Below are 13,074 nucleotides of genomic sequence, written 5' to 3'. Positions count from 1 at the left end.
CAGGTCATTGAAATCAAACGCTTGTTTACGACTCACTAAAAGATATTATGAAGGGCTTAACTACTGGTAATCACTATGCAGCTCCAACGGCATCATTTCTTGAAGTCGCTCATAAAGCGAGAGTATTTTTTCGCAAAAAACATGAAGCTGTTGCTGGTTATCCCACAAATCGTAATCAATGCCTTTATTGAACACCTGCTGTCTTGCTAACGTTTTTAACAAGATAATTTCTTGTGAAGAAAAGCCCAGATGAATATTGAGCTCAACCAGTTCCATCAAATTTTTATATTCCTTGACTGGTCTGTGCTCATGGGAACAATACGCTTTAAGCGTTAATTGAAAAGCCTGATACATAAGAGACGTTATCGGTGCAAAAGAACTGAGGGACTCTCCATTTCGGATAATTCCCTGTGCCATCTGTTCCAATAAATAATCGGCGCAATAAGCATGTTGGGTTGCAATGCTGAGTAATTCCAAAGGCGATAAATAACGCTTGTCCATCTGGAGTTTCTCCTGTTTCATAAGACAGGGAGTTATTAAATCCCCGTGATGTTGATGACAACTACTGTAACATGCCGGATCTGTGGTAAAATTCATTGGAATTATACCCTTTTAAACCAGTGCATGCACCCTATTATTACTCGTCCATTCAAAATCGGCAGTCTGGAACTGCCACATCGGCTCATTCAAGGGCCTTTAGCTGGCTACAGTTGCGCACCGTTCAGAACCTTATTTCATCGCTACGTTAAACCCGCTTACTGTGTCACCGAAATGTGTTCTGCCGTTGATGTATTACACAAACATTCACCACACTCTCGCTATCTGTTTCGCTCCCCTGCAGAAAAAATACTCGCTTATCAAATTTCAGGAACTGATCCTGAGATCATGGCTCAGGCGGCTGTAAAACTTCAAGGTTTAGGTGCCGATTTGATTGACATTAATTGTGGATGTCCCAAAACCAAGATACGTAAAAAAGGGGCAGGCAGCGCCTTACTCGATACCCCTGAGTTGCTGGTTAAAATCATTCAAAAAATACGTGACGTGCTGTCCATACCACTGACAGTAAAAATTCGCATTCAAGGTAACGAACACGATGTGATGTTGGCTCAACAAATTGAACAAGCAGGTGCTGATGCGCTCATAGTCCACGGGAGGCGCTGGGTCGATGACTACGATATTGCCTGCAATATGAATCAAATTGCACAAATAAAACAAAACATCAAAATTCCAGTTATAGCCAATGGCGACATCAGCTCGCCAGACAGCGTGGAGCACGCATTGACTGTTAGTGGCTGTGACGGCTTGATGATTGCCCGTGCCGGTACCGGGCGTCCCTGGTTGTTTAAGGAACTTCTTGAACAATGCGATTTAGTGATTGATTTTGCTGAACGCCTGGAGATTTTTATGGAACACGTGCACGGCTTAAAAACTCTGGAGGATGAATTCAAAGCCGTTTTACAAAGTAAATCCTTAATACGCTATTACTTTAAGGATAGGCTGACCCCCTCGCTGCTCAATCAATTTTATCAGTTAAATTCGCTGGAAAAAATTAATGATTTTTTAGTTCGCACCGAACAGAAGTGCATTTAAGTGTTCAGACTTCGCCCCCCATCAACATTGACGATCTGCCCCGTGATAAACGGGTTATCCGCCAAGGCTAACACAGCCTGTGCTATGAATTCAGGATCTCCATGACACCGCAGAGGCGTTTTATCGATAATCTTTTGTTGTTGTTCGACACTTAAACTGTTTAATTCTTCTGGCCAGGCAATTGCTCCTGGAGCTACGGCATTGACTCTGATTAACGGAGCAAATTCACGAGCCAGACTTCGTGTTTGCATTTCCAGAGCAGCTTTACTCTGACAATAGACAGAATATCCCTTCAGAGGTCTTTGTGCATGAATATCTGTAATGTTAATAATTGCACCGGAATGCTGACTCAGTAAAGGCTGAGCCGCCAGGCTCAATAAAAAAGGCGCTTTAACATGGATATCAAACAAGGTTTGCCAGTCCGCTTCGTTGAATGAATCTGCATCATTGCGAATAAAAACGGACGCATTATTCACCAATAAATCCAGGCGCCCGCTCCATTGGGTTATGGCATTAACGAGCTCAGCAGCTGCGTTATGTTCAGTCAATTCTCTTTGCAAAACAAAAGCACTATTCGCACGTTTATTATTTAAATCAACAGCTAATGCATGCGCCTCGCTTAAAGAAAAACGGCAATGGATGACAACCTTATATTCTGCTGCGTGCAATATTCTAACTATGGCTGCGCCAATGCGCCTTGCACCCCCAGTAACCAATGCGACCTTTGCTTCTTGTTTGTTGTTCTGATTCACGGTATGGTTCCCTTTTTTTTAGCTAGTGTAATCGATTATGAGCTTAATACATACATTACGTACTCAACTTGAAGAGCAAAAAGAACTGCCATTTATGGAGTTCATGCAACTGGCTTTATATGCTCCAGGAGAAGGATACTACAGTTCTGGATTACCCAAACTGGGACAACAGGGTGACTTTATTACGGCGCCAGAACTAACGCCCCTTTTTGGCCAAACGCTGGCTAATCAATGCCAGCAAATTCTGGCGTCCCTGGAACAACCCGTATTATTTGAATTTGGTGCAGGCACTGGAGCTCTGTGTGTCGCACTTTTAGAACAACTGGAACATCTAAACTGTTTACCCCAAACCTATTATATTTTGGAAGTAAGCTCAGACTTAAGAGGCCGCCAGCAGGATTTAATTCAGCAAAAAATTCCTCACCTGGCAGACCGGATTTCCTGGCTGGATCGTTGGCCTGAGATTCCGTTTAACGGTGTCGTCATTGCTAATGAAGTACTGGATGCCATGCCCGTCAACCGATTCATGATCAAAGATCAGGAAGTACTCGAAAGTTATGTTGTTTTGCTACCTGATGGGAATTTATCAGAACAATTTAAACCGTGTCAAAACCAAAGATTGTGCGCTTACGTTAAAAACAACCTGCCTCACTTGGCAACGGATTACGTCTCTGAAGTGAATTTGTTTATTGACGATTGGCTGGCCAATATTTATAAAATGTTAAATCATGGTGCCGTATTTTTAATCGATTATGGCTTCCCAAGGCACGAATATTATCACCCCGATCGCAGTCAAGGCACCATCATGTGTCACTACCAGCATCGGACTCATCCCAACCCCTTGCTGCATCCCGGAGAACAAGACATCACGGCGCATGTGGATTTCACCCACGTTGCCGAAGCCGGACAGCAGGCCGGATTTCATATTGCAGGTTACACCAATCAAGCCTCTTTTTTGCTGGCTAATGGTCTGTTAAGCTTGATTCAGTCTGTGGATGATGAAAAAGAGCTTTTTCGTGCCAAACAAGCAATAAAACAATTAACCGATCCAAGCGAGATGGGCGAGTTATTTAAAGTTATAGCCTTAACCAAAAATCTCGATATTGATTTGGCAGGTTTTCTATTGATCGACAAGCGAGTGAGTTTATAAAAATGAAAAAATACCTGACAACTGTAGAATTACAAAAAGAATCCATGAAATTTTCTGCAGGTCATACCACGATTTTCTCTGCAACCGAAAGAGAACCTCTGCATGGACACATGTATGGCGTTTATCTGGCCTTATCCACCTGGGTTGAAGAAAACGGGATGACTTTTGATTACCGTTACTATAAAGAACGTATTCATAAATTATGCCGCCAGTTGAACCAAACCTTTCTTATGCCCCAATTCTCACCATTTTTACAGTATGCTGAGGATGAGGAATATTATTATTTCACCTTCAACGGAAAAAAAATTCCCTTCCTGAAAGAGGACGTAACGCTCATGCCTCTTACCAACATTACGGTTGAAGAGCTGTCTCGCTGGTTTGTTAATGAATTAATCAAGGAACACGAAGAACTGGATAAACATCGTATTGATAAAGTTGTGGTCAAAGTCTTCTCGGCTCCTGGACAATCAGCCAGCCATGAATGGCATAGAGATTAGATGAAGGTTGTTTATCAGGTATGCATCCCTCATACCAGCCGTGATTTTTTTGACTACACTGGCGATGATGTTACACCCTGCGTAGGCTCAAGAGTTTGGGTTCCATTTCGTAACCAAACCAAATTAGGAATCGTTGTTGGCATCAACACGATAGAACAGGCTGCAACATCCTTAAAAAGCATTACCGAAGTGATAGACGAGCATCCTGTAATAGATCAGGAACTACTAAGTCTGTGCTTGTGGATGGCTGGCTATTATCAATCGCCTCTTTCCGAAGTTTTGCCTTTGGCTTTACCAAAAAAATACAGATTAGGACAGGCCTGCAGTCTGCCTACCGGGGATTTTTACCAATTAGCGGTACCTGTTGAAATAGCACGCAGCACTATTTCAACTCGCTCTCGGAAACAACTGGAATTAATTGAGTTACTCAGCGCACATCACAAACCCGTCGCAAAACACGATTTAACCCGTAAAGGCTTCAATTCCAGTCAACTCTTGGCTTTGGCCACTGCAAAAATTATTACTCTGTCGCAACAGGTGCTTCTACCCCAAAACGATGCGGATAGGTGTTCCCCACCACTGAATCTCAATCCCGAACAAGCCGTTGCTGTGTCTGTGTTGTCAGAACATCTGCATTATTTTCACTGTTTTTTATTACAGGGGATCACCGGAAGCGGCAAAACCGAAGTCTATTTACACGTCATAGAAAAAGTTCTGGCACAAGACAAACAGGTTCTTATTCTGGTTCCTGAAATCGGTTTGACGCCTCAACTATTAGCCCGATTTAGTGCCCGATTTAGAGAGCCCATGGCGGTAATTCATTCCAATTTGAATGAAACAGAACGCCAAATTGCCTGGCAATTGGCCAAAGAAAATCAGGTAAAAATAATTATTGGCACAAGAGCCGCAGTATTTACTCCTATGCCCAAACTTGGATTAATCGTTATCGATGAAGAACACGACAGCTCTTTGAAACAAATGGAAGGTGTGCGTTATTCGGCACGGGATACCGCATTGATGCGCGCTCACCTGGCCAATGTTCCTATTATTCTCGGTTCTGCCACTCCCAGCCTGGAAAGCGTGCATAATTGCAAGCAAAACAAATACACCTTATTGCGGTTAAATCATAAAGCCTTGTCAACCACTCCTCTTCACTATCAACTCATCGATATGCGTTCCCAGCCCCTCCAGCATGGCTTGGCAGCGCCTACACTAAAAATCATTGCTGAACATTTAAATAAAAACAACCAGGTGTTGGTATTTATCAATCGCCGAGGATTTGCTCCTGTATTATTGTGTCATGAATGTGGGTGGATGGCCGATTGCAAAGCCTGTGACAGTCATTTGACTTTGCATAAACACTCAGGGCAATTGCTCTGTCATCATTGCGGATTAGCACAAAGGATGCCTGTTGCGTGTAAAAAATGTCGCAGTAAGGAATTAATCCCTGTTGGCGCAGGCACTCAAAGAGTTCATGAATTTTTAAGTGCGCACTTTCCGCAGGTAAATACCCTGCGCATAGACCGAGACGCCATTCGCAAAAAAAATGCACTGAACGAGCATCTGGATAAAATTTCCAAAGGCGAGGTGCAACTAATTGTTGGCACCCAGATGCTTGCCAAAGGTCATCACTTTCCAAGATTATCACTAGTAGTCATTCTTGATGCCGATGCAGGATTGTATAATCAGGATTTCAGAGCTATGGAACATTTGGGACAATTATTGACCCAGGTTTCTGGGCGGGCAGGACGGGCTGAGCACCCAGGCCAGGTAGTGATTCAAACTCATGTACCCAATCATCCTTTGCTTAATTTACTCATCAAACAAGGGTACAATGAGTTTGCTGATGCGTTGTTGACCTCTCGTAAAGAAGCAGAATTACCGCCTTTTCATTATTTGGCGGTCATTAGAGCGCAGAGTAAAACCATCAGCAACGTATTAACCTTTTTGCATACTGCTAAAGAGCAGATTCAGCTTAACCCAGTGACGGTCATGGGTCCAGCTCCGGCCCCGCTTCCTCGTAAAGCCAATCAGTATCGCATGCAATTACTCATCAAATCCTCTTCAAGAAAAGCGCTGAAAAGTTCATTGACGCAACTTCGCAACTGGTTAACAATAAATAAACCAAGCAATGGTGTTCGCTGGAATGTGGACGTTGATCCTATGGACTTATCATGACCAACACAAAAATTACTGTGCATAAAAAAACGTTTAATATAGCCTGGGGAGATATGGATGCATTAGGGCATGTCAATAATGCACGTTATTTTGACTATTTTCAGGAAGCACGCATTGAATGGCTAAGCGAGCTGAACATTACCATGACAGAACAAACTGGCCCAGTAGTCATTCATGTAGCCTGTACCTTTTTAAAACCGGTGATATATCCTGCTGCAGTGACTATTATCAGCGCCATACACAGCCTCGGCAATTCCAGTATGATCATGGATCACGATCTGTATCAAAACGAGGTTCTCATGGCTCAAGGTGTCAGTAAAATTGTCTGGGTTGATTATACCCAAAACAAATCCATACCCTTACCAGAGCGCTTGCGCACTCTGTTTTCATAATGACGTGCCCAGTCGCTTTAATCCCAATTTAAGTCAACAAAATAATAAAACGCCTAAACCGCAATAGGCGCTTTAATTGCCGGATGACATTGATAATTTACAAAATCAAAATCATCAAAATGGTAATCAAATAAAGACGCCGGAGTTCTTTTGATATTTAATGATGGAAGAGGAAATGGCTCGCGAGCCAGCTGCGTCTTTGCTTGCTCCAAATGATTGAGATATAAATGACAATCTCCGCCTGTCCACACAAAATCACCGACTTCAAGACGACATTGTTGCGCAATCATATGCGTTAATAAGGCATAAGAGGCGATATTAAAAGGAACCCCCAAAAACACATCGGCGGAACGCTGATACAACTGGCAAGATAATTTATTATCGGCGACATAAAACTGAAATAGAGCATGACAAGGCATTAATGCCATTTTATCCAGTTCGCCAACATTCCAGGCACTAACCAGTAGACGACGAGAATCAGGATTGGTTTTTATTTGGTGCACCACATCACTTAACTGATCGATGGTCCGCCCATCAGCAGTTGGCCAACTTCGCCATTGTCTCCCATACACAGGCCCTAAATCTCCATGTGCATCAGCCCATTCATCCCAGATGGTCACACCGTTCTGATTTAAATAAGCAATATTTGTATCACCCTGTAAAAACCATAATAATTCATGCACTATGCTGCGCATATGCAGTTTTTTTGTAGTGACCAACGGAAAGCCTTGTTGCAAATCAAAACGCATTTGATAACCAAAAACCGACAGAGTACCCGTACCTGTTCTGTCCATTTTTTCATGACCATGCTGTAAAATATGCTCCAGCAATTGTAAATAAGTTTTCATCGTTTAGCCCACCACCATAACCAAAACCCTAATAATAGCATGGGAATAGATAAAATCTGCCCCATAGTTAACCAACCAAAAGCGACAAAACCCAATTGAGGATCGGGTTGGCGAAATGATTCCGCTATCAGCCGGCATCCTGCATAACCGATTAAAAACAAAGCGGATACCCGACCAGTTGGTCGTGGTTTGGACGCATAGCACCAGATCAAGATAAAAAGCGCCACGCCTTCCAGACCAAACTCATAGAGCTGCGAAGGATGGCGTGGCTGATTATCCACATGACTAAACACTACAGCCCAGGGAACCTCTGTTGTGCGCCCCCACAGCTCCCCATTGATAAAATTACCTATTCGTCCAGCAGCTAATCCTACTGGAACCAAAGGCGCAACAAAATCGCCAACCGCCAAAAAAGTCTTGTTTGACTTTCGAGCAAATACCCAAACAGCGATCAATACGCCAAGCAAGCCCCCGTGAAAAGACATGCCTCCTTCCCAAATTTTAAATAACATCCAAGGTTGATGCAGCAGTTCCTGAATGTTATAAAAAAGCATATAACCAATACGTCCCCCAAGAATAACCCCAAGAGCAGCATAAAAAATTAAATCACCAAGCTGTTCCGGGGTCCAATCCAGAGAATAGTGTTTTATGCGCCAACTACCCAGTAACCAGGCGCTAACAAAACCTATCAAATACATCAAACCATACCAATGCACTTTTACAGCACCCAAAGAAAAAGCAACAGGATCAATATTTGGAAAGATGAACATGGTTTATAAAATTCCTAATGACACAACATTTTAGTTGCCGTTAAAATTAAAATAACGATGAATGCGTATCTTAATTGATTCACTGGCAGAATATAATTTAATTTAGCACCAAAAGGAGCAATCAGGCTACTGCTTAGACCTACTAAAAAAACAGCCGGCCAATAAATATAGCCCGTTGTATAAGGTACAGCGGCCATTTCATTATATCCGGTAAACACGGATATCAGTGATCCTATCACACCAACAACAAGGGTACATAAATTGGAAACCGGTGATATTTTACGAATAACGACCCCACAATACTCCAGATAAGGAACAATTAAAACGCCGCCGCCAACGCCCAAAAGCCCGGAAATAATGCCTATAACGTAGGTAATACAGCCGTGTATCCAAAAACCTGGAAATCGATCTGAACTTGTCAAATACTTGATAAAAAGCATCCGCATCGCAACCAAAAGTAAAAAAATACCAAACACCGTTTTTAATCCGCTGGTTGAAACAAAATCGGAAGTAATGACCCCACTAATAACGCCCATAACCAGCCAGGGCCAAAGGGTATGAAACAAGGGCCAAAGGATGTCACCCATTTTAGAATGCACCCGGAGTGAAGATAAAGAACTGAAAATCATCACAGCCATGGAACAACTGGCGGCAACACGCATAATACTGTCTGCGGGCAGCAAATGATTGTACTGAAAAACAAAAACAAGTCCTGGAACGACAATTATTCCACCACCTATGCCTAAGGCCCCCGACATTAAACCGGCAAAAGCGCCAATTAAAAGATAAACCGCTTGTTCTATGAGGAGATGCGACACCATCATGACTTTCCTGCCCGGATCAAACCACCCAAGCCCTCTTCTTCCAGAGCTTTCTGCAAATGCAAACGTATTTCAGCCGGGTGCTCAAACTCCAAAACTTCGGCAAGGATCTTACGGGCATTGGCAATTGCAAAATTCCTGATCACCCATTTCACTCGAGGTAAACTTGCAGAATTCATACTTAACGTATCAAAACCCATGGCAATCAATAAAATTACGGCCAATGGATCGCTGGCCATTTCGCCACAAATGCTGACCTCAACTCCGGCAGCATGACCACCTTCAACAACCTTGAGCAAGACACGCAACATAGCAGGATGTAGTGCGTCATAAAGACCTGCGACTCGGGCATTATTTCTGTCCACTGCCAATAAATATTGGGTCAGATCATTACTGCCAACCGAAATGAAATCAACTCGTTTGGCCATTTCTCTGGCAAGATAAGCAGCTGCAGGAACCTCTATCATTACCCCCAGTTTCGGTTTTTCTATAACGCAACCTTCTTCCAGCAACTCCTCAAACGCCTGTTCGATTAAATAGGTCGCTTCTTCAACCTCACTTAAATTGGTAACCATAGGCAGCATAATGCGCAGATTATTCAACTCTTCACTGGCGCGCATCATGGCACGAACCTGAACAAGAAAAACATCAGGGTGATCCAGGGTAATGCGAATACCACGCCAGCCAAGGTAAGGGTTTTCCTCTTCAACAGGAAAATAAGGAAGCACCTTATCGCCCCCTATATCCAGGGTGCGCATGGTTACAGAACGAGGGGCAAAAGCCTTGAGTGTTTGGCGGTAAATGATGGTTTGCTCATCTTCTGATGGAAAACGATCCCGACTCATAAAAGGAACTTCTGAGCGATATAGCCCAACCCCCTCTGCGCCAACGCTCATGGATAAACCGGCATCCATAGCCAACCCTGTATTGACTTGCAGAGAAACACGATAGCTGTCTGTAGTTTCTGCTGGCTTGTCTCGCAAACTGATAAGACTTTGATTTAATTCCTGCTCTTCCTGAGCTAACTGCTTAAATTCAGCCAAAGTTGCTTTAGAAGGAGAAACATACACATGGCCATAATAACCATCAACGATTAAAGCTCGACGAGAAACCAGTTCAACCTTTAACCCACGAAGCCCCATTACGGTCGGCACACCTAAGGCTCTGGCAAGAATTGCGACGTGTGAATTGTTTGAACCTTTTGCAGAAACAACCCCGGCAAGCTGCCCCTCAGGGACCTCGGCAAGTGCTGCTGCAGTGACTTCTTCACCAATCAGAATAGTGCGTTTAGGATAGACGATTTCCTCTCTTTGCGACCATTGTAATGCCGCCAGTACTCTTCTGCCCAAATCACGAAAATCGCTGGCACGTTCACGCAGATAATCATCTTCCATGCTTTCAAACTGGGATACGTGTTTTTTAATTACCGTAGCCAATGCCGCCTGAGCGCTGATTTTTTCCTCACGAATAACATGTTCCACTTCAGCGCCAAGACTGTCATTATCCAAAATACGCAAATAAACATCGAATAAGGCATGTTCTTCTTCAGCTACTGTAGCCTTCATGCGCTTGCTTAAACGACGCATATCGTCTCTGGCAGATTCCAGAGCTTGATAAAAAGAACGTACTTCATCATCCAGTTCTTCAACAGGATTTCGAGGTACCGCATCAATATCCGCCTGCGGGTAAACAACTACAGCAGTACCAATACCTATTCCGGGGACACTGCCAATTCCCGTGAGCGCAGTCTGGGTGACCTCAACCTTGCTTACGGCCCCCAAAGGCTTGGGCTGAGTCAACTCAGCTAATTCACCAGTTGCTTCAGCATGGGCTATAATGCCGCCTAGCTGAGCTGCCAGGGTAATTAAAAAGGATTCTTCAGCATCATCAAAACAGCGTTGTTCCACTTGCTGTACAATTAAAACACCATAAAGTTTGCGATGCTGAATAATTGGAACGCCAAGAAAGGCATTCAAATGCTCTTCACCCAATAAGGGGTTATGATAAAAATCGGGATGCGTGGGCGCATCTTTCATGTTAATTGGCTCTTCGCGGCGACCAATCTGACCAATTAGTCCGCTATCAAGAGCGATACGTACCCGAAATTCAGCCTCTTTGTTTAATCCTTCGGTGGCAATTAAAACGTATTCAGCGTTTTTATTATCAATAAGGTAAACGGAGACGGCCTCTGCATTAATGGCTTTATGTATATGTTGCACCAATATACCGAGAGCCTCGGTTAAATGATCGGCGGTGGTGACGTCCTGAACTATCCGTTTAAGTACTTTTAGCATCTATGGCCTATGATTACCTCTTTTCCGTTTCATACCGTAGGGTGTACGGCGAATTTTTAATAAGGGTTCCAATTCCTTTAAAGCCTGTACATACACTTGTCTTTTAAAAAAAATCACCTGTTGCTCTGGCTCATGAAAATCTATCCAGCGCCAGCTATCAAACTCGGGTGAATCACTTAAATCCAATCGCACCTTTTGCTCACTGGAAACAAGCTTTAATAAATACCATTTTTGCTTTTGACCAATCACCAAAGGTTCACTGCCATGCCGCAAATATTGCTTGGGAAGCCGATATTTAAGCCAACGTTTGGTAGAACCCAAAACCTCCACGTCATGCTTGTCCAAGCCCACTTCTTCATGCAACTCTCGAAACATCGCCTGGAGCGACGTTTCGCCCGCAGCCAATCCACCTTGTGGAAATTGCCAGGCATCATGCCCACTGCGTCTACCCCAAAATACTCTATTCGAACTGTTGACGAGGATAATTCCCACATTCAACCTGTAACCGGCACGATCAATCACCATGATGTCACTGCTTAGACTAAACCGTTAATATCCTGATTTTTTCACAAAGTACAAGACCTTGGCAATTAATTCTGAAAATATTATTGAAATCCATGGTCAGAGCATACATATTGCACCGCAGAGTACCTTCTTTGTGCATCCTGACCAACTGAGGCGGAGTAAAATAAATGCATATTGTGGCCAGCATAAACACCCTCTTGTGCTTTAGGAGCCAAATCGATTTGAAACAAAGCCGCTTGACCTTGAATGTGTCGAATCAAGTCACCTAACTCAATATCAGCATCGTCTAACAGAGCAAGCTTCAAATGCTCCATCTGATCTTGCATAGTGAGCGAAAAATTGGACAATTCAGAAGATAAAACGACGCAATACTCAAGATTCAAAGACAATTCTCCGCCAATCACATAAGAATAACTGTAATAACGGTTAACCAGTACACTGAGCAACCCCGTTACCAAAGAACGCCAACCATCACCAAGCCATGTTTTATCGGGGAAAGCCGTTCGTGCTGCAATTAATTTTGAACCAGTACTTTTAATCGCCTGACAAATTGAGGCTAAAGCGCGTTGCAATTGTTCTGCAAAAGATTCTTTCCATGCATTCACTTTGATGTGCTGCTCATTCAATCGGGACTGAATGAACAAAGCCTGCTGATAATGGGATCTTAAATAACTTTTGTCAGCAAAACCTGATGATAATCCGGCATAATATTTTTGCTTTAATTCTTTAGCCTCATCGCCAAAATGTTGGTATTCATCGGTTTTAAGATGAGGGCTGTTGAGGATGGTGGCATAAATTTGCTCTATACCAATACAAACTCGACATGCGCTCAGGACTATTGCCATTTTATTCATTAATTCAACCGCATCAGGGTTTAAGCCCTCTGAATGCCTGAATTCAAAAAAATCACTGTCTTGGTCTATTTCCAGGCCTAGCCCTGATTCCAGGATGGTTTGCGTAAAATCGTCCAGACTGGCAAATCGCTTTTGTAAAAAACCTTGGTTAACCGGCGCCTTATCTGGGTTATTCGCCACAAATTGCGTCACTTCCAGGATTTTGTCTTTATTCATTTCGTTGAAAAAATGACTGATTACACTGGTTAACATTGTTGTCGTAGCACTTTTATAATGCTCATGTCTGGTCAAAAGCGGATCGGCAACCGCTTTTATCCGTTGTTGCAACTCGACCACACGTGTTGAATCCCATTTACTCAGCATCATCATCTCCCTGACATCCATCCTGGCTTTAATTTCTACA

The 13,074-nt window shown here is 43.2% G+C and carries 13 protein-coding genes; 5 read left to right on the top strand and 8 right to left on the bottom strand.

Annotation, left to right across the window (positions count from 1 at the left end):
• Positions 1-60: 60 nt before the first annotated feature.
• Positions 61-501 (bottom strand): hypothetical protein, encoded by a 441-nt coding sequence (locus tag Lwor_RS06750; protein WP_058493138.1) that lies wholly within the window; start codon positions 499-501, stop codon positions 61-63.
• A 123-nt stretch (positions 502-624) separates the two neighbouring features.
• Here Lwor_RS06750 and Lwor_RS06745 point away from each other — a divergent pair, with 123 nt between their 5' ends.
• Positions 625-1,590 (top strand): tRNA dihydrouridine synthase, encoded by a 966-nt coding sequence (locus tag Lwor_RS06745; RefSeq protein WP_058493137.1) that lies wholly within the window; start codon positions 625-627, stop codon positions 1,588-1,590.
• Here Lwor_RS06745 and Lwor_RS06740 read toward each other — a convergent pair.
• Positions 1,587-2,342, bottom strand: coding sequence for a pteridine reductase (locus Lwor_RS06740; protein WP_058493136.1), 756 nt, complete (start codon positions 2,340-2,342; stop codon positions 1,587-1,589). The two genes, Lwor_RS06745 and Lwor_RS06740, sit on opposite strands and share 4 nt — an antisense overlap.
• A 37-nt stretch (positions 2,343-2,379) precedes the next feature.
• On the opposite strand from Lwor_RS06740, the gene Lwor_RS06735 reads away from it, so the two are divergent.
• From Lwor_RS06735 to Lwor_RS06720, 4 genes are read left to right on the top strand one after another with little or no spacing between them, the layout of a single operon-like run.
• Entirely contained in the window at positions 2,380-3,492 is a 1,113-nt protein-coding gene (locus Lwor_RS06735) for a class I SAM-dependent methyltransferase (RefSeq protein WP_058493135.1), read from the top strand.
• Between the two features lie 2 nt (positions 3,493-3,494).
• Positions 3,495-3,989, top strand: coding sequence for a 6-pyruvoyl trahydropterin synthase family protein (locus Lwor_RS06730; protein WP_058493134.1), 495 nt, complete (start codon positions 3,495-3,497; stop codon positions 3,987-3,989).
• Entirely contained in the window at positions 3,990-6,167 is a 2,178-nt protein-coding gene (locus Lwor_RS06725; protein WP_058493133.1) for a primosomal protein N', read from the top strand. It abuts the gene before it with no gap.
• Positions 6,164-6,559: an acyl-CoA thioesterase gene (locus Lwor_RS06720; RefSeq protein WP_058493132.1), complete on the top strand. Its 396-nt coding sequence runs from the start codon at positions 6,164-6,166 to the stop codon at positions 6,557-6,559. The genes Lwor_RS06725 and Lwor_RS06720 overlap by 4 nt, the downstream gene beginning before the upstream one ends.
• A 53-nt stretch (positions 6,560-6,612) precedes the next feature.
• Here the strand turns inward: Lwor_RS06720 and thyA are convergent, their stop codons facing one another.
• The 6 genes from thyA to Lwor_RS06690 form a co-directional block, all read right to left on the bottom strand.
• On the bottom strand, positions 6,613-7,407 hold the full coding sequence (gene thyA / locus Lwor_RS06715) for a thymidylate synthase (RefSeq protein ID WP_058493131.1): 795 nt from the start codon (positions 7,405-7,407) through the stop codon (positions 6,613-6,615).
• Complete coding sequence (gene lgt, locus Lwor_RS06710) at positions 7,404-8,177, bottom strand: prolipoprotein diacylglyceryl transferase (RefSeq protein ID WP_058493130.1); 774 nt, start codon at positions 8,175-8,177, stop codon at positions 7,404-7,406. The genes thyA and lgt overlap by 4 nt, the downstream gene beginning before the upstream one ends.
• 14 nt (positions 8,178-8,191) lie before the next feature.
• Entirely contained in the window at positions 8,192-9,001 is an 810-nt protein-coding gene (locus Lwor_RS06705; RefSeq protein ID WP_058493129.1) for a sulfite exporter TauE/SafE family protein, read from the bottom strand.
• Positions 8,998-11,292 (bottom strand): phosphoenolpyruvate--protein phosphotransferase, encoded by a 2,295-nt coding sequence (gene ptsP, locus Lwor_RS06700; RefSeq protein ID WP_058493128.1) that lies wholly within the window; start codon positions 11,290-11,292, stop codon positions 8,998-9,000. The genes Lwor_RS06705 and ptsP overlap by 4 nt, the downstream gene beginning before the upstream one ends.
• On the bottom strand, positions 11,293-11,817 hold the full coding sequence (locus Lwor_RS06695; protein WP_058493127.1) for an RNA pyrophosphohydrolase: 525 nt from the start codon (positions 11,815-11,817) through the stop codon (positions 11,293-11,295).
• Positions 11,818-11,897: 80 nt separating this feature from the next.
• Complete coding sequence (locus Lwor_RS06690; RefSeq protein WP_058493126.1) at positions 11,898-13,034, bottom strand: hypothetical protein; 1,137 nt, start codon at positions 13,032-13,034, stop codon at positions 11,898-11,900.
• Positions 13,035-13,074: the final 40 nt, after the last annotated feature.

The organism is Legionella worsleiensis (assembly GCF_001467535.1).
Taxonomy (GTDB): domain Bacteria; phylum Pseudomonadota; class Gammaproteobacteria; order Legionellales; family Legionellaceae; genus Legionella; species Legionella worsleiensis.
The sequence above is the reverse complement of the archived record's forward strand: the minus strand, read 5'-3'. Positions and strand labels throughout refer to the sequence as shown.

What these genes read in the sequence shown, in the direction of transcription:
- Lwor_RS06750 (WP_058493138.1), bottom strand. Translation starts at nt 501, where the DNA reads ATGGACAAGCGTTATTTATCGCCTTTGGAATTACTCAGCATTGCAACC.
- Lwor_RS06745 (WP_058493137.1), top strand. Translation starts at nt 625, where the DNA reads ATGCACCCTATTATTACTCGTCCATTCAAAATCGGCAGTCTGGAACTG.
- Lwor_RS06735 (WP_058493135.1), top strand. Translation starts at nt 2,380, where the DNA reads ATGAGCTTAATACATACATTACGTACTCAACTTGAAGAGCAAAAAGAA.
- Lwor_RS06730 (WP_058493134.1), top strand. Translation starts at nt 3,495, where the DNA reads ATGAAAAAATACCTGACAACTGTAGAATTACAAAAAGAATCCATGAAA.
- Lwor_RS06725 (WP_058493133.1), top strand. Translation starts at nt 3,990, where the DNA reads ATGAAGGTTGTTTATCAGGTATGCATCCCTCATACCAGCCGTGATTTT.
- Lwor_RS06720 (WP_058493132.1), top strand. Translation starts at nt 6,164, where the DNA reads ATGACCAACACAAAAATTACTGTGCATAAAAAAACGTTTAATATAGCC.
- thyA (WP_058493131.1), bottom strand. Translation starts at nt 7,407, where the DNA reads ATGAAAACTTATTTACAATTGCTGGAGCATATTTTACAGCATGGTCAT.
- lgt (WP_058493130.1), bottom strand. Translation starts at nt 8,177, where the DNA reads ATGTTCATCTTTCCAAATATTGATCCTGTTGCTTTTTCTTTGGGTGCT.
- Lwor_RS06705 (WP_058493129.1), bottom strand. Translation starts at nt 9,001, where the DNA reads ATGATGGTGTCGCATCTCCTCATAGAACAAGCGGTTTATCTTTTAATT.
- ptsP (WP_058493128.1), bottom strand. Translation starts at nt 11,292, where the DNA reads ATGCTAAAAGTACTTAAACGGATAGTTCAGGACGTCACCACCGCCGAT.
- Lwor_RS06695 (WP_058493127.1), bottom strand. Translation starts at nt 11,817, where the DNA reads ATGGTGATTGATCGTGCCGGTTACAGGTTGAATGTGGGAATTATCCTC.
- Lwor_RS06690 (WP_058493126.1), bottom strand. Translation starts at nt 13,034, where the DNA reads ATGCTGAGTAAATGGGATTCAACACGTGTGGTCGAGTTGCAACAACGG.